Below are 20,528 nucleotides of genomic sequence, written 5' to 3'. Positions count from 1 at the left end.
CCCTCAGTCGGTGGACTCGTCGGTGGACTCGTCGGTCGAGGCGTCCGGGGTCACGGCGACCTGCTCCGGCAGCGGAGGGGTCACGCCGCCCTTGGTCGGGCAGAACTCGTGGTAGGAGCACCAGTCGCACAGCCGTGACGGGCTCGGCTGCCAGTCCCCGGTCTCCTGCGCGAGCCGGATCGCGGCCCACACGGCCTCGACCTTGCGCTCGGTCGCGCGGAGGTCGTCCTCGTCGGGCTCGTAGCGCAGGATCTCGCCGTTGCCGAGGTAGATCAACTGGAGCATCGCCGGGACCACGCCCCGCAGCTTCCAGATGACGAGGGCGTAGAACCTCATCTGGAAGAACGCCTTGGCCTCGTAGCCGACGCCGGCAGACCTTCCGGTCTTGTAGTCGGTGATCCGGATGCGCCCGTCGGGTGCCACGTCGATACGGTCGACGAAGCCGCGCAGCAGCAGCCTGGAGTCGAGGAGGGCCTCCACGTAGAGCTCGCGGTCGGCCGGCTCCAGCCGCGTCGGGTCCTCGAGGTCGAAGTAGCGCGCCAGCGCGGTGCGGCACGACGTCAGCCAGGTCGTGAGGTCGGCACCCTCGGCGCCGAACATGTCAGCGAGCCCCGGCTCGGCCTCGAGCAGCGTGTGCCACGCGGGGACCAGCATCTCGGCCGCACGGTCGGGGGTGCGGTCGGGCGCCGGCAGGTCGAAGAGGTCCTCGAGCACCTGGTGCACGACGGTCCCACGCACCGCGTCGGGCGAGGGCTGCTCGGGGAGCCGGTCGATGGTGCGGAAGCGGTAGAGCAGGGGGCAGGTCATGAAGTCACCGGCCCGGCTCGGCGAGATGGCCCCCAGCACGTCGATGCCGTCGACCGGCGTCGAGACCCGGTCCGCAGGTGAGGGTCCTGGGGCGGGGGAGAGGGGGGCAGCAGGGATCGTCATGGCATCGCAGACCCTAGGCGAGGGGTACGACAGCGTCCGTGCGGCGCCGGCGTCCCCCGTCGGTGTCGCAGGCGTTGAGTAGGCTCGTGCTGTGCCCGACCCCACCGATCCAGCCGCCGCCGAGCCGCCAGCTCCGCGTGGGCCGCGCCCTCCGGGAACGCTCCGGATCGGCTCCATCGCGGGCATCGACGTGCTCATCACCAGCTCATGGATCATCGTGGCGGCCCTGATCTCCGTGGGCTTCGCGCCGCGTATCGAGATCGAGCAACCGGGCCTCGGCGTCTGGAAGTACGTCGCCGGCTTCGTCTTCGCCGTCGTCCTCTACCTCTCGGTGCTGCTGCACGAGGCCTCGCACGCGATCGTCGCCCAGCGCCTGGGCTACGGCGTCACCTCCATCACGCTCCACTTCCTCGGCGGCATGACCGAGATCGACGGGGCGTCACGCAGGCCCCGCCACGAGTTCTGGATCGCGGTCGTGGGACCGCTCACCTCCATCGCCGTCGGCGCCGTCGCCCTCGGAGCGTCGTTCCTCATCCCCGACGGCCTCGTCCAGGTCGCGATCGAGGCACTGGCGGCCGCCAACCTCGTGATCGGGGTCCTCAACCTGGTGCCGGGGCTGCCGCTCGACGGCGGCCGGGTCCTCAAGGCGCTCGTGTGGGGCGCCTCGGGCAACCAGCACCGCGCCACCCTCGTGGCCGGCTGGGGCGGACGCCTCGCCGCACTCGCGCTGCTGGTGTGGCCGTTGGTCCAGGAGCCGCTGATCGGGGTCGAGCCCACCCTGATGGACATCGTGCTGGTCTTCATCCTCGGCCTGTTCCTCTGGACGGGGGCGACCGCAGCGATGGCGCACGCCAGGATCCGGGAGCGCCTGCCCGCCCTCGTCGCGCGTCCCTTGGCGCGACGCACGCTCACCGTGCCGGAGGACCTGCCCCTCGGCGAGGCCGTACGGCGCGCCCAGGAGGCGCAGGCCGGGAGCATCGTCACGATCGCGCCCGACGGCAGCCCGCGCGGCATCGTCAGCGAGGCCGCGGTCACGGCCATGCCCGAGGACCGCCGCCCCTGGGTGCCGGTGTCCGCGGTGACCCGGGCCATGGAAGCCGGCCTGAGCCTGCCCGCGGACGTGGCCGGCGAGGAGCTGATCCTCGCGATCAGCCGCCGACCGGCCGAGGAGTACCTCCTCGTCGAGCCGGACGGCCAGATCTACGGCGTGCTGTCCACCGCAGACGTCGACCGGGCGTTCCGGGCGAACGCCGCCGGCTGAGTGGATCGGCTGCTTCCCCACTAGGGTCTGGCGCATGTCCGAGCCCCGCACCGATGACCGAGTCGACGTCCCCGCCGAGGCCTGGTCCGGCGTCCACCGCGGCCCCCTGCGCGAAGGGGAGTGGGTGCGGCTCGTCGACCAGAAGGGTCGCAAGCACAACTTCGAGCTGGTCGCCGGGAAGCGCTTCTTCTCCAACAAGGGCCACCTCGACCACGACGACATGATCGGTCGCGAGGAGGGCTTCACGCTGACCTCGTCCGCGGCCGGCCAGTACCTCATCTTCCGGCCGCTGCTCAACGAGTTCGTGGTGTCGATGCCCCGGGGCGCAGCCGTGGTGTACCCCAAGGACGCGGCGCAGATCGTCGCGCTGGCCGACATCTACCCGGGGGCGCGCGTCGTCGAGGCCGGTGCCGGCAGCGGCGCCCTCACCTGCTCGCTCCTGCGGGCCGTCGGACCGTGGGGCAAGGTGACGTCGTACGAGCTGCGCGAGGAGTTCGCCGACGTCGCGCGCCGCAACGTCCACCAGTTCTTCTCCGCCCCCGAGGGCCAGACGCACCCGGCATGGGACCTCCGGCTCGGCGACCTCAAGCTCGGCCTCCCCGAGCTCGGACACCAGGTCGACCGCATCATCCTCGACATGCTCGACCCGTGGAACTGCGTCGACGTCGTCGCCGATGCCCTCGTCCCCGGCGGGATCGTGTGCGCCTACGTCGCCACCACGACCCAGCTCTCGCGCGTCGTCGAGACCCTGCGCGTCCACGGCGGCTTCACCGAGCCGCAGCCGTGGGAGTCGCTGGTGCGTGACTGGCACGTGGAAGGACTCGCCGTACGACCGGGGCACAAGATGATCGGTCACACCGCGTTCCTGGTCACCGCGCGCCGGATGGCCCCGGGGGAGAAGGCACCTCGCAAGACCCGACGTCCCGCGCCCGGCGCCTACGGCGTCGACTACACCGGCCCTCGCCCGGCCGACATCCCGCCCGTCGAGACCGACGCCGGCGCCGCCGAGGCCCACGAAGCGTGAGTCCCATCGAGGTGGTGGACTGGTCACCTCGATGGGCCGAGCAGTTCGAGGAGGTCGCGGACGTCCTTCGCCGCGCCCTGGCCGACGTACGCTCCGCGACCGTCGAGCACGTGGGCTCCACGTCGGTGCCGGGGCTGGCCGCCAAGCCGATCCTCGACATCGACGTGATCGTCGACCACGCAGACGTGCCGGACGCGGTGGCCGCGCTGGAGGGCGTGGGCTACGTCCACCGGGGTGACCTCGGAGTGGCCGGTCGCGAGGCGTTCCACGCTCCCGACGACGGACCGCGACGCCACGTCTACGTCTGCACGGCTGGCACCACCCACGTCCGCAACCACCTCGCCGTCCGGGAGGTCCTGCGCACCCGCGACGACCTGCGCGATGCCTACTCGCAGGTGAAGCTCGCCCTGGCCGCCGATCCTCAGATGGACATCGACACCTACCTGGCGGGCAAGTCCGAGGTCGTCCAGCAGGTGCTCGAGGTGTCGGGGGAGTTCAGCGACGACGAGCTGCGCGCCATCCGGCGGCTGAACGACGCGAACGCCTGACGCATCGCACCACCTGTGCGCGCCGTTGCGAAACGGTGATCAACTCAGGCGTGTATTCACTTCCGTCCCACGAGCGAGTGGGTAGTGTCGCAAGCGGAGGAGGAGGTGCCCATGTCCGAACCGACACGCGAGCAGCTTGCCACTCAGGTGCGCTACCTGGAGGCCGAGGTCACCGACCTGCGCCGCCGACTCGACGACGTACCCGGTCAGGCCCGCGGCCTCGAGAGTCGCCTGGCCGACGCCCAGCGGTCCCTGGCGGCCGTCTCGGGCCAGAACGAACGCCTCGCGCAGACGCTGCGCGACGCCCGCGACCAGATCACCACGCTCAAGGAGGAGGTCGACCGGCTGGCCCAGCCGCCTGCCGGCTTCGGCACCTTCCTGTCGCGCAACGACGACGACTCCGTCGACGTGTTCACCGGCGGGCGGAAGCTCCGCGTCAGCGTGAGCCCGGCCGTCGACCTCGACGGTCTCGTGCGCGGCCAGGAGGTCATGCTCAACGAGGCGCTCAACGTCGTCGCCGCGCTCGACTTCGAGCAGATCGGCGAGGTCGTGATGCTCAAGGAGATCCTCGCCGACGGCGAGCGCGCCCTGGTGATCGCCAACGCCGACGAGGAGCGCGTCGTACGCCTGGCCGAGCCGTTGCGCGCCGAGGACGTCACGATCCGCGCCGGTGACTCGCTGCTGCTCGACACCCGCGCCGGCTACGTCTACGAGGTCGTGCCCAAGTCCGAGGTCGAGGAGCTGGTGCTCGAGGAGGTCCCGGACATCGACTACTCGCAGATCGGCGGTCTGGTCGCCCAGATCGACGCCATCCGCGACGCGGTCGAGCTGCCCTACCTCCACCCCGAGCTCTTCAAGGAGCACCAGCTCAAGCCGCCGAAGGGCGTCCTGCTCTACGGCCCACCCGGCTGCGGCAAGACGCTGATCGCCAAGGCCGTGGCCAACTCGCTGGCCAAGAAGGTCTCCGAGCGCACGGGTTCCTCGGGCAAGTCCTACTTCCTCAACATCAAGGGCCCCGAGCTGCTCAACAAGTACGTCGGGGAGACCGAGCGCCACATCCGGCTGGTCTTCCAGCGGGCGCGGGAGAAGGCGTCGATGGGCACGCCGGTCATCGTGTTCTTCGACGAGATGGACTCGCTGTTCCGCACCCGCGGCTCGGGCGTCTCCTCCGACGTGGAGAACACGATCGTCCCGCAGCTCCTCAGCGAGATCGACGGCGTCGAGGCCCTGGAGAACGTGCTCGTCATCGGCGCCTCCAACCGCGAGGACATGATCGACCCCGCGATCCTGCGCCCCGGCCGCCTGGACGTGAAGATCAAGATCGAGCGCCCGGACGCCGAGTCCGCGCGCGACATCTTCTCCAAGTACCTCACCTCCACCCTGCCGCTGCACAGCGTCGACCTCGCCGAGTTCAACGACGACCGCGAGGCCACCGTCGCGGCGATGATCCGGGCGACGGTGGAGCGGATGTACACCGAGTCCGAGGAGAACCGCTTCCTCGAGGTCACCTACGCCAACGGCGACAAGGAAGTCCTCTACTTCAAGGACTTCAACTCGGGCGCGATGATCCAGAACATCGTCGACCGCGCCAAGAAGATGGCGATCAAGGACTTCCTCGACAGCGAGCTCAACCCCGCGCAGCGGGGCCTGAGGGTCCAGCACATGCTGCAGGCGTGCGTGGACGAGTTCAAGGAGAACGAGGACCTGCCCAACACCACCAACCCCGACGACTGGGCGCGGATCTCGGGCAAGAAGGGCGAGCGCATCGTCTTCATCCGTACGCTCATCACGGGCAAGCAGGGCACCGAGCCGGGACGGTCGATCGACACGGTCGCCAACACCGGCCAGTACCTGTGAGGTCGCGGTGACCCACGAGCAGGACCTCGGCCACGGCGACATCGAGGCCGCCCTGGCCACCCGCCGCGAGCTGGGAGCCCGCTACGACGCCGAGCTCGTGGACGGCTTCGCCGAGCGCATCGAGCGCACCGTCGAGCGACGGGTCTCGGAGCAGGTCGCCCTGCAGCAGCGGCGTACGTCCGACGACTCCGGTGGCCGTGTCCGCCAGTTCGCCCTCGGGGTCATCTCCCTCGGGGTCGGCGTGCCCGTGACGATCGTGCCGATGGTGGCGACGGACAACGGACTGCCCGCGGTCATGGTGGCCTGGCTCGGCATCGTCGGCGTCAACGCGGCGCACGCTGCCGCGGTGAACGGCACCCGGCGCCGCGACCACTAGCGGGACGACACGCCCGGTGCGGACACCCCTCGGGAGGGGTTGTCCGGCCCCGCGCAGGACTAGGTTGTGCAGATGCGAACCATTCTGATCATCGTCGTCATCGTCGTCATCGTGCTGTTCCTCGCCGGGTTCCTCCGCCGCGGACGCTGATCCGGAGGCGGTCTCAGACCGCCACCAACCGATATCCGTAGGTCCACGGCCGGGCCATGCCCGGGCCGGGGAGGTAGGACTGCTCGGAGTCCTGGATCCGCCATCCAGCGGCCTCCACGAGCCCGGGGATGTCCCGTGTGAGGTGACAGCCCCCGGCGACGGCGCGCTGCACCGGCTCCCACCGGCGCTGCCACCGGCTTACGGACTCGTCGGGCGCCAGCCCGTGCTCGAGCGCGTGCAGCCGACCGCCCTCGCGCACCACGCGCCGCGCCTCGCGCAGCGCGAGCAGCGGGTCGGGGATGGTGCACAGGCTGAACGTGACGAGCGCGGAGTCGTGCGAGTCGTCGGCCAGGTCGAGGCGCTGCCCGTCGAGGCCCGCCCGCTCGATCGTGGTGGCAGTGCGCGCCCGACGCCGCTCGGACAGCTGCCAGCCGAGGTCCGAGGGCTCGATCGCGGTCACCGAGCTGACCTCCGGCGGGTACCAACGCACGTTGAGGCCGCTCCCGAAGCCGATCTCGAGCACCCGCCCGGTCAGCCCCGCGCAGGCGACCTCGCGCATCTCGCCGACCTCGTGCCCGCGCAGGCTCAGGTCCGTCAGCCGCGGCACCACACGCTCGTCCCACACCCGTAGGCTCATGGCATGAGCGTACGACGCGTGATGGGCACGGAGGTCGAGTACGGCATCTCGGTCCAGGGGCAGCCCTCGGCCAACCCGATGGTCGCGTCCTCGCAGATCGTCAACGCCTACGCCTCCTCGACCGCCAAGGCCCGTCGGGCGCGGTGGGACTTCGAGGAGGAGTCGCCGCTGCGTGACGCCCGGGGTTTCGACATGGCCCGCCAGATCGCCGACCCGACCCAGCTGACCGACGAGGACCTGGGCCTGGCCAACGTGATCCTGACCAACGGGGCCCGGCTCTACGTCGACCACGCGCACCCGGAGTACTCCTCGCCCGAGGTCACCACGCCGCTGGACGTGGTGCGGTGGGAGAAGGCGGGGGAGCAGGTCATGCTCGACGCCTCGAGGATGGCCGCACAGGTGCCGGGCGCCGCCCCGATCGTGCTCTACAAGAACAACACCGACAACAAGGGCGCGTCCTACGGCGCCCACGAGAACTACCTGATGCGCCGCTCGACGCCCTTCGCGGAGATCGTGCGGCACCTGACACCGTTCTTCGTCTCCCGCCAGGTCGTCACCGGCGCCGGCCGGGTCGGCATCGGTCAGGACGGTCGCGACCACGGGTTCCAGATCAGTCAGCGTGCCGACTACTTCGAGGTCGAGGTCGGTCTCGAGACCACCCTGAAGCGGCCGATCATCAACACCCGCGACGAGCCCCACGCCGACCCGGCCGTCTACCGCCGCCTCCACGTGATCCTGGGCGACGCCAACCTCGCCGAGATCTCGATCTACCTCAAGGTCGGCACCACCTCGCTCGTGCTGGCGATGATCGAGGACGGCTTCATCGACCGCGACCTGGCCGTCGAGGGTGCCGTGAAGTCGCTGCGCGAGGTCTCGCACGACCCCACCCTGCGCCACCTGGTCACCCTGCGCGACGGGCGCCGGCTCACCGCCGTACAGCTCCAGCTGGAGTACCTCGACCTGGCGCGCAAGTTCGTCGAGGACCGCTACGGCTCCGACGCCGACGCGCAGACCGTCGACGTGCTGACCCGCTGGGAGTCCGTGCTGACCCGCCTCGAGCGGGACCCGATGGAGTGCGCCACCGAGCTCGACTGGGTCGCCAAGCTCAAGCTGCTCAACCAGTACCGCGACCGCGACGACCTCGACTGGGACGACGCCAAGCTGCACCTCATCGACCTGCAGTACGCCGACGTCCGTCCCGACAAGGGGCTCTACCACCGCCTCGCGGCCTCGGGCCGGATCCAGCGGCTGCTCGACGACGCGACCATCGAGGCGGCCATGCACGACCCGCCGGTCGACACCCGCGCCTACTTCCGCGGCCGCTGCCTCGACAAGTACGCCGACTCCGTGGCCGCCGCGTCCTGGGACTCGGTGATCTTCGACCTCCCCGGCCGCGAGTCGCTCCAGCGCGTCCCGACCATCGACCCCCTCCGCGGCACCCGCGCCCACGTCGGCGACCTGATCGACCGGTGCGACACCGCCCAGGCGCTGGTGGCTGCGATCACCCGCTGAGGCGGCCCCCTCTTGCAGGAGTCACCGCTTACGCGGTGACTCCCGCGCGGATGGGCCGTTGCAACAGCCGAACCGCGCCAGACTTCCCCCACCCGCGGTGCCAGAGGGATTGCTGGGACACAGCTCGCAGCGCGAGCCCAGGTCGGCGAGCGGTGGTGGAGCCACCGTCGAGCGGCCGGGACCGTGGCTGGACCACCGCACCCCGCGGGTCGTACGTCGCCGCGCCGGCGAGCGGTGCTGCAGCCACCGTCGAGCGGCCGGGACCGTGGCTGGACCACCGCCCCCGCTCGCGCCGCACCGCGTACGCCGTCGCGCCAGCGCCGGCGACTCGCGGGGTCCGCCCACGGCGAACGTCCTTGTGGCGTCGGTGCGAGTGGATAGGGTCGAGCCATGGCCCAGGAGCAGAAGCAACCGCGCAGGTCCTCCCAGGAGGAGACGGCGACCGAGGAGGTCGTCGAGACGGACGTGGCCGAACGCAAGGAGATGATCGACGAGGACGTCGACGCGATCCTCGACGAGATCGACGAGGTGCTCGAGTCCAACGCCGAGGACTTCGTGAAGTCGTTCATCCAGAAGGGCGGCCAGTGAGCGACTCCCGCCTGCCCTCCTCCTTCATGGCGCCGGGCACGTCGAGCTTCGCCGACTTCCTCGGCATCGAGGCCCCCGACCTGCTGCCGTCGCGCCGCGCCGTCCCGACGGGCAACGCCGGCGACCTCGCTCCGCACGGCACCACGATCGTGGCCGCCACGTTCGACGGCGGCGTCGTCATGGCAGGAGATCGCCGCGCGACGATGGGCAACATCATCGCCCAGCGCGACATCCAGAAGGTCTTCCCGGCCGACGAGTTCTCCGTCGTCGGGATCGCCGGCACCGCCGGCCTCGCGGTCGAGATGGTCCGCCTGTTCCAGACCGAGCTCGAGCACTACGAGAAGATCGAGGGCACGACGCTCTCCATGGACGGCAAGGCCAACCGCCTCGCGGCGCTCATCCGCGCCAACCTCGGCCTCGCCATGCAGGGCCTGGCCGTCGTCCCCCTCTTCGCCGGGTACGACAACGCCGCCGGCCAGGGCCGCATCTTCAGCTACGACGTCACCGGTGGCCGCTACGAGGAGACCGCGTTCCACTCGGTGGGCTCCGGCTCCCTGTTCGCCCGCGGGTCGCTCAAGAAGCTCTACCGCGACGACTTCAGCGCCGACGAGGCCGTGATGGCCGTCGTCCAGGCGCTCTACGACGCCGCCGACGACGACTCCGCCACCGGCGGCCCCGACCTGACCCGGCGGATCTTCCCTGTCGTGCACCTGATCACGCCCGACGGCGGTCATCGGATGCCGGACGACGAGGTGTCCGCCATCGCCGACCGGATGATCGCGTCGCGGATGCAGCGTCCCGACGGCCCGGCCGCCCCCCTGACGTAGGAGCCCCTCCACATGTCCATGCCGTTCTACGTCTCGCCCGAGCAGATGATGAAGGACCGGGCCGACTTCGCCCGCAAGGGCATCGCCCGCGGTCGTTCCGTCGTCGCGCTCCAGTACGCCGACGGGATCCTGTTCGTCTCGGAGAACCCGTCCAAGGCGCTGCACAAGGTGAGCGAGATCTACGACCGCATCGCCTTCGCGGCGGTCGGGCGCTACAACGAGTTCGAGAACCTCCGCATCGCCGGCGTACGCCTGGCCGACATGCGCGGCTACGCCTACGACCGGCGCGACGTCACCGGTCGGGGGCTGGCCAACGCCTACGCGCAGACGCTCGGCACGATCTTCTCCTCCGGCGGCGAGAAGCCCTACGAGGTCGAGATCTTCGTCGCCGAGATCGGTGACGTCGCCGACGACGACCAGCTCTACCGCCTCACCTACGACGGTCAGGTCGCCGACGAGCACGGCTTCGCGGTGATGGGAGGAGCGGCCGACGTGGTCGCCGGCCACCTGCGTGAGCACTACGTGGCCGGCTCCTCGCTCGAGGACGTCCTCCGCGTCGCTGTCTCTGCGCTGGGTCACAGCGAGACCGACGACCGGGTGATCCCGGTGGGTGACCTCGAGGTCGCCGCGCTCGACCGCACCCGGACCCAGCCACGCAAGTTCCTGCGGCTGCGCGAGACGCGTCTGGCGGAGATCCTCGGCACCCGGGGCGCGGAGGAGGCGGGGGACCCCGCCCCCGAGGACGCGATCGCCGGGAGCGGCCCGCACCACAGCGGGGAGGACGACCCGGCCGACCCGACCGACCAGGTCTCCGGTGCGGTCGCGCCCCTCGAGGACCCGGTGACCGGAGAGCCGACGGCCCAGGCGCCGGTGGCCCCGCCGGCAGATCCTCCCACCGAGCAGGCCCAGCCCCCCGCCGATCCGGATGTCCCACCGACCACACCCCCTGCCACGCCACCGGCGGACTCCGGACCCGCCCGACCCTGACGAGCCACGGAATGTCCCGGCCACGTGCCCGCCACCGCCGTAGGGTGACGACATGGACCGGCGGATCTTCGGTATCGAGAACGAGTACGGCGTCACGTGCACGTTCAAGGGGCAGCGCCGCCTGAGCCCCGACGAAGTCGCCCGCTACCTCTTCCGCAAGGTCGTCAGCTGGGGCCGCTCGTCCAACGTCTTCCTCCGCAACGGCGCCCGCCTCTACCTCGACGTGGGCAGCCACCCGGAGTACGCCACCCCCGAGTGCGACGACATCGTCGAGCTCGTCACGCACGACAAGGCGGGGGAGCGGATCCTCGAGGGGCTGCTCCTCGACGCCGAGCAGCGTCTCCACGAGGAGGGCATCGCCGGCGACATCTACCTCTTCAAGAACAACACCGACTCCGCCGGCAACTCCTACGGCTGCCACGAGAACTACCTCGTCGGTCGGGCGGGCGAGTTCAGCAAGCTCGCCGACATCCTGATCCCGTTCCTCGTGACCCGCCAGATCGTGGTCGGCGCGGGCAAGGTGGTGATGACCCCGCGCGGGGCGTCGTACAGCGTGAGCCAGCGCGCCGAGCACATCTGGGAGGGCGTCAGCAGCGCCACCACCCGGAGCCGCCCGATCATCAACACCCGCGACGAGCCGCACGCGGACGCCGAGCGCTTCCGCCGACTCCACGTCATCGTCGGCGACTCCAACATGAGCGAGACGACCACGATGCTCAAGGTGGCGTCCTGCGACCTCGTGCTGCGGATGATCGAGGAGGGGGTCGTGATGCGCGACCTCACCATGGAGAACCCGATCCGCGCGATCCGCGAGATCAGCCACGACCCGACCGGCCAGCGCAAGGTGCGCCTCGCCAACGGCCGGGAGGCGAGCGCGCTGGAGATCCAGGCCGAGTACCTCGGCAAGGCCCGCGACTTCGTCGACCGGCGCCAGATCTCGACCCCGACCATCGAGCGAGCCCTCGACCTCTGGGAGCGCGGGCTCAAGGCGATCGAGTCCGACGACCTCGGCCTCGTCGACCGCGAGATCGACTGGGTCATCAAGTGGAAGCTCATCGAGCGCTACCGCGCCAAGCACGGGCTGTCGCTCGGTGACGCCCGCATCGCCCAGCTCGACCTCGCCTACCACGACATCCACCGCGGGCGCGGCCTCTACTACCTCCTCGAGAAGCGCGGCGCGGTCGCCCGGGTCAGCACCGACCTGAAGATCTTCGAGGCCAAGAGTGTCCCGCCGCAGAACACTCGCGCGCGGCTGCGCGGCGAGTTCATCCGCAAGGCCCAGGAGCGCCGGCGCGACTTCACCGTCGACTGGGTGCACCTCAAGCTCAACGACCAGGCCCAGCGCACGGTGCTGTGCAAGGACCCGTTCAAGGCGTACGACGAGCGCGTGCAGAGGCTGATCGACGGGATGTGACCCACCCGCGATCTCCACAGCCGAGGTGTCGCGGCACCGCGAGTGGGAGGCGCTGGATAGGGTGACCCGGCAACGCCGTCGAACTGTTTAGGTGAATCCGTGTCTCGTGCTCGTTCCGCTGCCCTCAGCGGTGTCCTTGCCCTCAGCCTGCTCGGCCTCGCCGCGTGCGGCTCGGACTCCAGCGACGCCGGGTCGGGCGGCGCGCCCCTGAGCTCGGTCACGATCGAGGGCGAGCAGGGCGTCGAGCCCAAGGTCACCTTCGACGGCCAGCTCGACGGCTCCCAGGCCGAGACCGAGGTCCTCGTCGAGGGCGACGGCGACGAGGTCGCCGACGGTGACACCGTCTCGGCCAACTGGTGGATCGGCAACGGCTTCACCGAGAAGGAGGCGCAGAGCACCTACACCAAGGACGGCGCCCCGCAGTCGGTCGAGCTGTCCGACGACATCCTCCCGTTCCTGCGCGAGGCGATGATCGGCAACCAGGTCGGCGACCGGGTCGTGCTGCTCACGTCGGCCGAGGAGGCCTACGGCGAGGCCGGCAACCCGAGCATCGGCATCGGCAACAAGGACGCCGTCCTCGTGATCGTCGACATCCTCGGCACCAAGGAGACCGTCCCGCCGCTCGACGGCCCCCAGGGCGAGGAGAAGACGCCCGCCGGATGGGCGCCGACCCTCATCGAGGAGGGCGACGTCATCACCGGCCTCGACTTCACCGACGCCCACACGCCCACCGGCAAGCTCATCGCCACCACCCTGATCAAGGGCGACGGCCCGGTCGTCAAGGAGGGCCAGACCCTCACCGTCGACTACCTCGGCCAGGTCTACAACGCCGACAAGCCGTTCGACGAGTCCTACAGCAAGGAACCGGCCGAGTTCCCGATCGGCGTCGGGCAGGTCATCGACGGTTGGGACCAGCGCCTCGTCGGCCGCACTGTCGGCTCGCGCGTGATCCTCGAGATCCCGCCGGCCCAGGGCTACGGCGCCGAGGGCAACGAGCAGGCCGGCATCAAGGGCACCGACACGCTGTTCTTCGTCGTCGACATCCTCGGCGCTTCCTGACCCAGCAGGACGACGACGAGCGGGCAGGGGACCGGCGATGGCACAGCCTCGGGCAGAGCGTCTGATGAACCTACACATCCTCCTGCTCGGCGCCAAGCGCTTCATCGGCAAGGACGCCATCCGTGAGGCCTGCTACGCCGACCACCCCCGCGGCCCCGCCGGGGACGAGGCCTTCGAGCGCGCCTTCGAGCGCGACAAGGACGCCCTGCGCCAGATCGGCGCAGTGATCGAGGTCGGCAGCGCCGATGTCTTCTTCGACGACGAGATCGGCTACCGCATCCCGTCCGAGCAGACCTCGCTCCCCGAGATCCGTTTCGAGTCCGACGAGGCAGCCGTCCTCGGGCTGGCCGCCCAGGTGTGGCAGCAGGCGACCCTCGCCAAGGCGACCACGCGGGCCCTCGCCAAGCTCAAGGGCCAGGGCGTCGAGATCGACCCGTCCCGCCTCGAGGTCGTCGCTCCGGCGATCACCGCCGACGAGCCTGCCTTCGAGCCGCTCTGGGACGCCGTCGGCAAGCGCCGCCAGGTCACCTTCCCCTACCAGCGCGCGAGCGAGAGCGGTCCGACCATCCGTCGCGTGCAGCCGTGGGGCCTGGCCCGGTCCTCGGGCCGCTGGTACGTCGTCGGCTTCGACGTCGACCGCGGCGCCGAGCGCGTCTTCCGCCTGTCGCGCATCGTGGGACCGGTCCGCGGCGTCGGCAAGTCCGGGGCGTACGACGTCCCCGCCGGCACCGACGTCCGCGAGCTCGCCCGCCGGCTGTCGCCGTCGTTCCCCTCGGTCCGTGCCGAGATCCGGGTGCGGCAGGGGACGGGCATCGGGTTGCGCCGCCGTGCCGAGTCGGTCACGCCCTTGGACGACCACGCCGGCTGGGACAGGCTCGTGGTCGAGGGACCGGTGAACGAGCTCTCCGACGAGGTGCTGACCTACGGCGCCGACGTCGTCGTCGAGTCCCCGCCTGCGCTGCGCGCCGACGTGGTCACCCGCCTGCGCGCCGTTGCCGGAGGCCGTCGATGACGACCCAGCCCGGTGACACCGCACCCGACCAGGTGGCCCGACTCCTCGCCCTGGTGCCCTATCTCCTCGCACGTGGAGAAGTACGTCTCGACGACGCGGCCGCCCACTTCGGCACCGACGCCGAGCAGATCGAGCGCGACCTCCGGTTGCTCTTCATGACCGGTGTCTCGCCGGGCCTGCCGGGCGACCTCATCGAGGTGGACCTGGAGGCCCTCGAGGGCGATCGCATCATCCGGGTCGACAACGCCGACTACCTGGCGCGACCGGTGCGGTTCTCGCCGGCCGAGGCCACCTCGCTCGTCGTGGCGCTGCGCACCATGGTGGAGAGCGCACCCGAGGAGGCCCGTGACGTCATCCAACGCACGCTGGCCAAGCTCGAGGACGCCGCCGGCCAGGACGGGCAGGGGCTGCTCCGGCTGCACGTGAGCCCCACACCGCTCGAGAGCAGCGCCGTCGTGCCGGTGCTCGAGTCGGCCCTCGCGCACGGGCACCAGGTCGAGATCAGCTATCACGTGCCGTCGCGCGACCAGGAGTCGCGTCGCATCGTCGATCCACGAGGACTGGCCCGCGTCGAGGACCTGCTCTACCTCGACGCGTGGTGCCACACCGCGGCGGGCGACCGCGCCTTCCGGGTCGACCGGATCCTGGCGGCCCGCGAGCTGGACACGGCCGTCGCCGACCCGGGAGCACGTGCCAGGGACCTGACCGGCGGCTGGTTCACCGACGCCGAGACCACCACGGTCACGCTCCGTCTCGGTCCGCCCGCGCGATGGGTGATCGAGTACTACCAGGTCACGGCGCAGCGGCCCGGTCCGGACGGGACGGTCGAGGTGGACCTGGAGGTCGCGAGTGAGCAGTGGGCGCAGTCGCTTCTCTTTCGCCTCGCGCCGCACGCCGAGCTGCTCGCGCCCAGCGACTACGCCGACACGTTCACATCCGCGGCACGGGCAACCCTCAGTCTCTATGGGGCTGACGGCGTAGACTCTCCGTGAACGCTGCACGGTCCACGACACGCACCCCCACACTTATCGGAGTGAGCACATGATCAACCCACTGGTCGGTATGCCGCAGGGTCTCGAGTGGCTGGTGATCCTGGCGATCGTCGTGCTGGTGTTCGGTGCGGCGAAGCTGCCCGACCTCGCCCGCAGCTCGGGCCAGGCGCTGAGGATCTTCAAGACGGAGACCAAGGACCTGCGCGACGACACGTCCTCGACGGACGCGACCGTCACGCCCGAGCAGCGCGAGATCGAGGCCCGCAACGAGGCCGCCAGCCATGAGACCACGGGTGACGTGGTGCGCGAGCGGCGCGACGACACCACCGCCTGACCCGGGTGAGGATCACCGGTCTCGTCGGACTCTTCAAGGGTCCGGCGCCCGATGCTGTGGGCCCGGACGGGCGGATGGCGCTCGGCGACCACTTCCGTGAGTTCCGCGCCCGTCTGCTGCGCTCCCTGCTGGTCCTCGTCCTGGCGTTCACCGTCGCCATCATCTTCCGCTACACGTTGCTCGATGCGGTCTACGGACCGTTCACCGACGCGCAGGAGAGGCTTCCCGACGGCGCCACGGTGGCCACCACCAGCGGTCCGGCCGCCGGTCTCCTGCTGTGGCTGACGCTGTGCGGCTTCGCCGCCGTCGTGTTCACCGCGCCCTACTGGCTCTACCAGGTGTGGGCGTTCGTGCTGCCCGGTCTCTACGCGCAGGAGCGCAAGATGAGCCGGATCTTCGTCGGGGTCGCAGGCCCGCTGTTCCTCGCCGGCGTGGCTCTGGGCTACCTCACCCTGCCCAAGGCGTTGGAGGTGCTGATCGGGTTCAACCCCGACGGCGTCACCAACCTCACCGACTTCAACGGCTATCTCCAGTTCTTCACCCGGACGCTGTTCGTCTTCGGGCTCTCGTTCAACATCCCGGTGTTCGTCGTGCTGCTCAACTTCGCCGGTGTGGTCAAGGGCTCGACGCTCACCGCCTACCGTCCGTGGATCGTCATCGGCACGTTCGTCTTCGCCGCGGTGGCCACGCCGTCGGCCGACCCGTTCTCGATGACCCTGATGGCCGTCCCGATGGTCCTGCTGTTCTTCGTCTCCGAGGCCATCGCCCGGATCAACGACCGGCGTCGCGCTCGCAACGCCCCCAACGCCGGGCTGTCTCCCGACGAGCTCTCCTCCATCTGAGGGGCGGCCCACGGGCCTCTGGCAGGCTGGGCCCATGCAGGCCGTCATCATCGACATCGATCCGTTCGACCTGCCCGAGTGGCTGGGCGACCGCGACGTGGTCTGGCGCGCCGATGCCGGTCTGCGCACCGGACACCTGGTGCGGGGGCGCCTGACCGGTGAGGGCGCCGACGACCTCGCGTGCGACCTGCTGGCGGTCGACGAGGCCTATCCCGAGCCGGTCGTCGACGACGCGAGCCGTCTGCGCGTGCACCAGGCCTGGCGCCACGGCCAGGTGGTCATCGGCTGCCTCGATGACGGTGCAGGCGTACGCACGGTGCTGGCCGTGCCCGGCACCGGCTTCGGTCCCGACCTGGTGCTGGATGCCCTCGGGCGCCTGGCGCGTGCCGTCGGCGCACACTCCGAGCGCTACGCGGCCCTGCTGCGGCTGGGTGGCTAGAGGCGGGGGATAGGGTCGCGCTCATGCACGACCCGGCAGCGCCCGACCACCCTGTGCGGGGGCGAGAGATCGCGCTGCTGACCAACCCCACGTCCGGCGGGGGCAAGGGCGCACGACACCGCGACGCGGCCCTCGCCCGGCTGCGCGAGAGCGGGTTCGTGGTCCGCAACCTGCAGGGTCGCGACGCCGACGAGGCCTCCGACCTGGCCCGCGGTTGCGTGGCCGACGGCGTCGAGGCCCTCGTGCTGTGCGGCGGGGACGGCGTGGTCCACCTGGGCGTCCAGGCGGTCGCCGGCAGCGGCGTACCCCTCGGCCTGATTCCCGCCGGCACCGGCAACGACGTGGCCCGCTACCTCGACCTGCCGCGCACCGACCCGGTCGCCGCCGCGGACCGGATCATCGCCTCGCGCCGGCGCACCATCGACCTGGCCCGCAGCGGCGACCGCTACTTCGTGACCGTCCTGGCGGCCGGCTTCGACGCGATCGTCAACGAGCGCGCCAACGCCATGACGTGGCCTCGGGGCCAGATGCGCTACAACCTGGCCACGCTGGCCGAGCTGCGCACCTTCAGGCCCATCCACTACACCCTCGACCTCGACGGCGAGACCGTCCAGCACGAGGCGATGCTCGTGGCGGTGGGCAACGGCCCGTCCTTCGGTGGCGGCCTCCGCATCACCGAGGGCGCCCTGCTCGACGACGGCCTGCTCGACGTCGTGGTCATCACCCGGATGAGCAAGTCCAAGCTGGTGCGGTCCTACCCGCGACTGTTCACCGGCCGGATCGACGGCGTCGCCGAGTACGTCCACCGGCGGGTGCGCTCGGTGACCGTCGCCGGCCCCAGCATCGTGGCGTACGCCGACGGCGAGCGCTTCGGTCCGCTGCCCCTCACGATCGAGTGCGCCCCGGGCGCACTGGAGGTTCTGGCATGAACACCCCGACCGACGACGAGACCAGCCCCGCGGAGCGCTACGCCGACTTCATGCGCAGCAAGGACTTCCCGATGCTCCAGGACTTCGCCGGCCTCTACGGCTTCGAGCTCGACGACTTCCAGATCCGGGCCTGCCAGGAGATCGAGGAGGGGCGCGGCGTGCTCGTCGCGGCGCCGACCGGTTCGGGCAAGACGATCGTGGGCGAGTTCGCCATCCACCTGGCCCTGCAGACCGGACGCAAGGCGTTCTACACGACCCCGATCAAGGCGCTGTCCAACCAGAAGTACCACGACCTCGTGAAGCGCTACGGCGCGGACAACGTCGGCCTGCTGACCGGTGACAACGTCATCAACGGTGAGGCGCCAGTGGTCGTGATGACGACCGAGGTGCTGCGCAACATGCTCTACGCCAGCTCGCGCACGCTGCTGGGGCTCGGCTTCGTCGTGATGGACGAGGTGCACTACCTCGCCGACCGGATGCGCGGAGCGGTCTGGGAGGAAGTGATCATCCACCTCCCGGAGTCGGTGACCCTGGTGTCGCTGTCGGCGACGGTGTCCAACGCCGAGGAGTTCGGCGAGTGGCTGGCGACCGTGCGCGGCGAGACGACCACGATCCTCGAGGAGAAGCGGCCCGTGCCGCTCTTCCAGCACGTCATGGTCGGGCGTCGGCTGCTCGACCTCTTCGCGTCCTCGGACGTCGACGCCAGCGCGGGCTTCGTCAAGGAGGGAGCGCCGGTCAACGAGGAGCTCACCCGGATCGCCCGCGACGACTGGGCCAGCTCGCGCCTCATGCGTGACCGACGCTCGCCCCGCAAGGGCAAGCCGGGATCGTCCAAGAACCCCCGCGCCGTCGGCAACGGCCGGCGGGTGTGGATCCCCAGCCGCGTCGAGGTGGTCGAGCGCCTCGACCGCGAGGGCCTGCTCCCCGCGATCTGCTTCATCTTCAGCCGGGCCGGCTGCGACGCCGCGGTCACCCAGCTGGTCTCGGCCAACACCCGTCTCACCACGGCGGCCGAGCGCGACGAGATCTTCCACCGCGTCGAGCACGCGTCGACGTCGCTGCCGGAGGAGGACCTGCACGTCCTCGGCTACCACGAGTTCCTCGACGGCCTGACCCGCGGCATCGCCGCCCACCACGCCGGTCTGCTGCCGGCCTTCAAGCAGGTCGTGGAGGAGCTCTTCCAGGAGGGCCTGGTCAAGGTCGTCTTCGCGACCGAGACGCTCGCGCTGGGCATCAACATGCCGGCACGGACCGTGGTCATCGAGAAGCTGTCCAAGTGGAACGGCGAGACCCACGCCGAGCTGACGCCGGGGGAGTACACCCAGCTGACCGGTCGCGCCGGTCGCCGGGGCCTCGACATCGAGGGCCACGGCGTCGTGCTCTACCAGCCCGGGATGAACCCCGGCGAGGTCGCCGGCCTGGCGTCGACCCGTACGTATCCGCTGCGCTCGTCCTTCCGCCCGTCCTACAACATGGCGGTCAACCTCGTGCACCAGTTCGGCCGCGCGCGTTCGCGCGAGCTGCTGGAGCAGTCGTTCGCCCAGTACCAGGCCGACAAGGCCGTAGTCGGGCTCGCCCGTCAGGTGCACAAGGCCGAGGAGGCGCTCGAGGGCTACCGCGAGGCCGCGACGTGCCACGTCGGTGACTTCATGGAGTACGCCGACCTGCGCCGCCAGATCTCCGACCTCGAGAAGGGCGCTTCCCGCGAGCGTCGCCAGGACCGACGGGCCGAGGCCATCGCGTCGCTGGGCAAGCTGCGCCCGGGCGACGTGATCAACGTCCCGGCTGGCAAGTTCAGCGGCCTCGCCGTCGTGATCGACCCGGGTGAGTCGGGCGACGAGCCCCGGCCCTACGTCGTCACCGCCGACCGGCAGGCGCGCCGGCTGGCGCCGATGGACTTCCCGGTGCCCGTCGAGTCGATCGGCCGGCTGCGGATCCCGAAGTCGTTCAACGGCCGCAACCCGGCCATGCGGCGCGACCTCGCCACCGCGCTCAAGGCCAAGTCCCACGACTTCGCCAGCCCCGGCTCCCGGCGTACGAAGTCCGCGGACTCGTTCGGCGACACGCCGACCGACCGCAAGATCGCCCAGCTGCGCGCCGAGCTCAAGTCGCACCCGTGCCACCAGTGCCCCGAGCGCGAGGACCACTCGCGGTGGGCGGAGCGCTACTACAAGCTCCAGCGCGACACCGACACCCTGAAGCGCCGCGTGGAGAACCGCACCAACACGGTCGCGCGGACCTTCGACCGCGTCTGCGACGTCCTCACGGCGCTCGGCTACCTCGACGGCGACAAGGTGACCGAGCGGGGCTCGCACCTGCGGCGGATCTACACCGACATGGACCTCGTGGCGGCCGAGGGGATCCGCGCGGGCCTCTTCGACGAGCTCACCCCCTCGGAGCTCGCCGCAGTGCTGTCGGCGCTGGTGTTCGAGGCCCGACGTGCCGACGACGCGTCGTCGCCCAAGCTGCCTGGCGGTCGGGTGAAGCCGGTGCTGGGCGAGCTGGTCAAGCTGTGGAGCCAGCTCGACGCCCTCGAGCGCGACCACAAGCTCGACTTCCTCCGTGAGCCCGACATCGGCTTCGCGTGGGCTGCCTGGCGGTGGGCCGAGGGCGACGACCTCGACGAGGTGCTGCGTGTCACCGGTCTGTCCGCCGGCGACTTCGTCCGATGGATGAAGCAGCTGCTCGACCTCTGCGGTCAGGTCGCCGACGCCGCCGGGGACAGCCCGCTGCGCACCACCGCGCGGGCGACGGCGAAGTCGCTGAAGCGCGGCGTGATCGCCTACAGCGTCCTGGCGGAGTGAGTCTGT

Annotated in this window: 20 protein-coding genes; 18 read left to right on the top strand and 2 right to left on the bottom strand. The window is 70.7% G+C overall.

Features of this window, described 5'->3' with window-relative positions; all coding sequences use genetic code 11:
- Positions 1-3 precede the first annotated feature (3 nt).
- Positions 4-930 carry a RecB family exonuclease gene (locus BM127_RS20625; protein WP_091201799.1) on the bottom strand — a complete coding sequence of 309 codons (927 nt, stop codon included), beginning with the start codon at positions 928-930 and terminating at the stop codon, positions 4-6.
- A 91-nt stretch (positions 931-1,021) separates the two neighbouring features.
- Between BM127_RS20625 and BM127_RS20620 the strand changes: the two genes are divergently transcribed.
- The 5 genes from BM127_RS20620 to BM127_RS20600 all read left to right on the top strand — a co-directional run bounded on the left by BM127_RS20620 (position 1,022) and on the right by BM127_RS20600 (position 5,996).
- On the top strand, positions 1,022-2,191 hold the full coding sequence (locus BM127_RS20620) for a site-2 protease family protein (protein ID WP_091201797.1): 1,170 nt from the start codon (positions 1,022-1,024) through the stop codon (positions 2,189-2,191).
- 34 nt (positions 2,192-2,225) lie between these two features.
- Positions 2,226-3,215: a tRNA (adenine-N1)-methyltransferase gene (locus BM127_RS20615; protein ID WP_091201795.1), complete on the top strand. Its 990-nt coding sequence runs from the start codon at positions 2,226-2,228 to the stop codon at positions 3,213-3,215.
- Positions 3,212-3,763, top strand: coding sequence for a GrpB family protein (locus tag BM127_RS20610; RefSeq protein ID WP_091201793.1), 552 nt, complete (start codon positions 3,212-3,214; stop codon positions 3,761-3,763). Before BM127_RS20615 ends, BM127_RS20610 begins: the two co-directional genes overlap by 4 nt.
- 111 nt (positions 3,764-3,874) lie before the next feature.
- Complete coding sequence (gene arc / locus BM127_RS20605; protein ID WP_091201791.1) at positions 3,875-5,620, top strand: proteasome ATPase; 1,746 nt, start codon at positions 3,875-3,877, stop codon at positions 5,618-5,620.
- Between the two features lie 7 nt (positions 5,621-5,627).
- Positions 5,628-5,996: a hypothetical protein gene (locus BM127_RS20600; protein WP_091201789.1), complete on the top strand. Its 369-nt coding sequence runs from the start codon at positions 5,628-5,630 to the stop codon at positions 5,994-5,996.
- 163 nt (positions 5,997-6,159) lie between these two features.
- Here BM127_RS20600 and BM127_RS20595 read toward each other — a convergent pair whose 3' ends face one another.
- A complete protein-coding gene (locus tag BM127_RS20595) occupies positions 6,160-6,783 on the bottom strand; it encodes a class I SAM-dependent methyltransferase (RefSeq protein WP_175507467.1) in 624 nt (207 codons plus the stop codon).
- A 3-nt stretch (positions 6,784-6,786) separates the two neighbouring features.
- Between BM127_RS20595 and dop the strand changes: the two genes are divergently transcribed.
- From dop to BM127_RS20530, 13 genes are all read left to right on the top strand, one after another.
- A complete protein-coding gene (gene dop / locus BM127_RS20590) occupies positions 6,787-8,295 on the top strand; it encodes a depupylase/deamidase Dop (protein ID WP_091201788.1) in 1,509 nt (502 codons plus the stop codon).
- Between the two features lie 390 nt (positions 8,296-8,685).
- Positions 8,686-8,883 (top strand): ubiquitin-like protein Pup, encoded by a 198-nt coding sequence (locus BM127_RS20585; protein WP_091201786.1) that lies wholly within the window; start codon positions 8,686-8,688, stop codon positions 8,881-8,883.
- Positions 8,880-9,710: a proteasome subunit beta gene (gene prcB / locus BM127_RS20580; RefSeq protein WP_231263466.1), complete on the top strand. Its 831-nt coding sequence runs from the start codon at positions 8,880-8,882 to the stop codon at positions 9,708-9,710. Before BM127_RS20585 ends, prcB begins: the two co-directional genes overlap by 4 nt.
- Positions 9,711-9,722: 12 nt before the next feature.
- The gene (gene prcA / locus BM127_RS20575) at positions 9,723-10,697 is read left to right on the top strand and encodes a proteasome subunit alpha (protein ID WP_091201784.1); all 975 of its coding nucleotides are present in this window, start codon (positions 9,723-9,725) and stop codon (positions 10,695-10,697) included.
- Between the two features lie 52 nt (positions 10,698-10,749).
- Positions 10,750-12,111 (top strand): Pup--protein ligase, encoded by a 1,362-nt coding sequence (gene pafA / locus BM127_RS20570; RefSeq protein ID WP_091201782.1) that lies wholly within the window; start codon positions 10,750-10,752, stop codon positions 12,109-12,111.
- 99 nt (positions 12,112-12,210) lie between these two features.
- Positions 12,211-13,170 carry an FKBP-type peptidyl-prolyl cis-trans isomerase gene (locus BM127_RS20565; RefSeq protein WP_091201780.1) on the top strand — a complete coding sequence of 320 codons (960 nt, stop codon included), beginning with the start codon at positions 12,211-12,213 and terminating at the stop codon, positions 13,168-13,170.
- A 64-nt stretch (positions 13,171-13,234) separates the two neighbouring features.
- Positions 13,235-14,182 (top strand): helix-turn-helix transcriptional regulator, encoded by a 948-nt coding sequence (locus tag BM127_RS20560; RefSeq protein ID WP_231263465.1) that lies wholly within the window; start codon positions 13,235-13,237, stop codon positions 14,180-14,182.
- Entirely contained in the window at positions 14,179-15,174 is a 996-nt protein-coding gene (locus tag BM127_RS20555; protein ID WP_091201776.1) for a helix-turn-helix transcriptional regulator, read from the top strand. The genes BM127_RS20560 and BM127_RS20555 overlap by 4 nt, the downstream gene beginning before the upstream one ends.
- Positions 15,175-15,223: 49 nt before the next feature.
- Entirely contained in the window at positions 15,224-15,508 is a 285-nt protein-coding gene (gene tatA / locus BM127_RS20550) for a twin-arginine translocase TatA/TatE family subunit (RefSeq protein WP_091201775.1), read from the top strand.
- Positions 15,509-15,513: 5 nt separating this feature from the next.
- Entirely contained in the window at positions 15,514-16,350 is an 837-nt protein-coding gene (gene tatC, locus BM127_RS20545; protein WP_231263464.1) for a twin-arginine translocase subunit TatC, read from the top strand.
- Between the two features lie 34 nt (positions 16,351-16,384).
- Positions 16,385-16,789 carry a hypothetical protein gene (locus tag BM127_RS20540; RefSeq protein ID WP_091201773.1) on the top strand — a complete coding sequence of 135 codons (405 nt, stop codon included), beginning with the start codon at positions 16,385-16,387 and terminating at the stop codon, positions 16,787-16,789.
- 23 nt (positions 16,790-16,812) lie between these two features.
- Complete coding sequence (locus BM127_RS20535) at positions 16,813-17,718, top strand: YegS/Rv2252/BmrU family lipid kinase (RefSeq protein ID WP_091201772.1); 906 nt, start codon at positions 16,813-16,815, stop codon at positions 17,716-17,718.
- Complete coding sequence (locus tag BM127_RS20530) at positions 17,715-20,522, top strand: DEAD/DEAH box helicase (RefSeq protein WP_091201770.1); 2,808 nt, start codon at positions 17,715-17,717, stop codon at positions 20,520-20,522. Before BM127_RS20535 ends, BM127_RS20530 begins: the two co-directional genes overlap by 4 nt.
- Positions 20,523-20,528 lie beyond the last annotated feature (6 nt).

Origin of the sequence: Nocardioides alpinus, assembly GCF_900112035.1 — a bacterium.
Lineage (GTDB): Bacteria > Actinomycetota > Actinomycetes > Propionibacteriales > Nocardioidaceae > Nocardioides > Nocardioides alpinus.
This window is presented reverse-complemented; position numbering and strand designations above follow the sequence as displayed.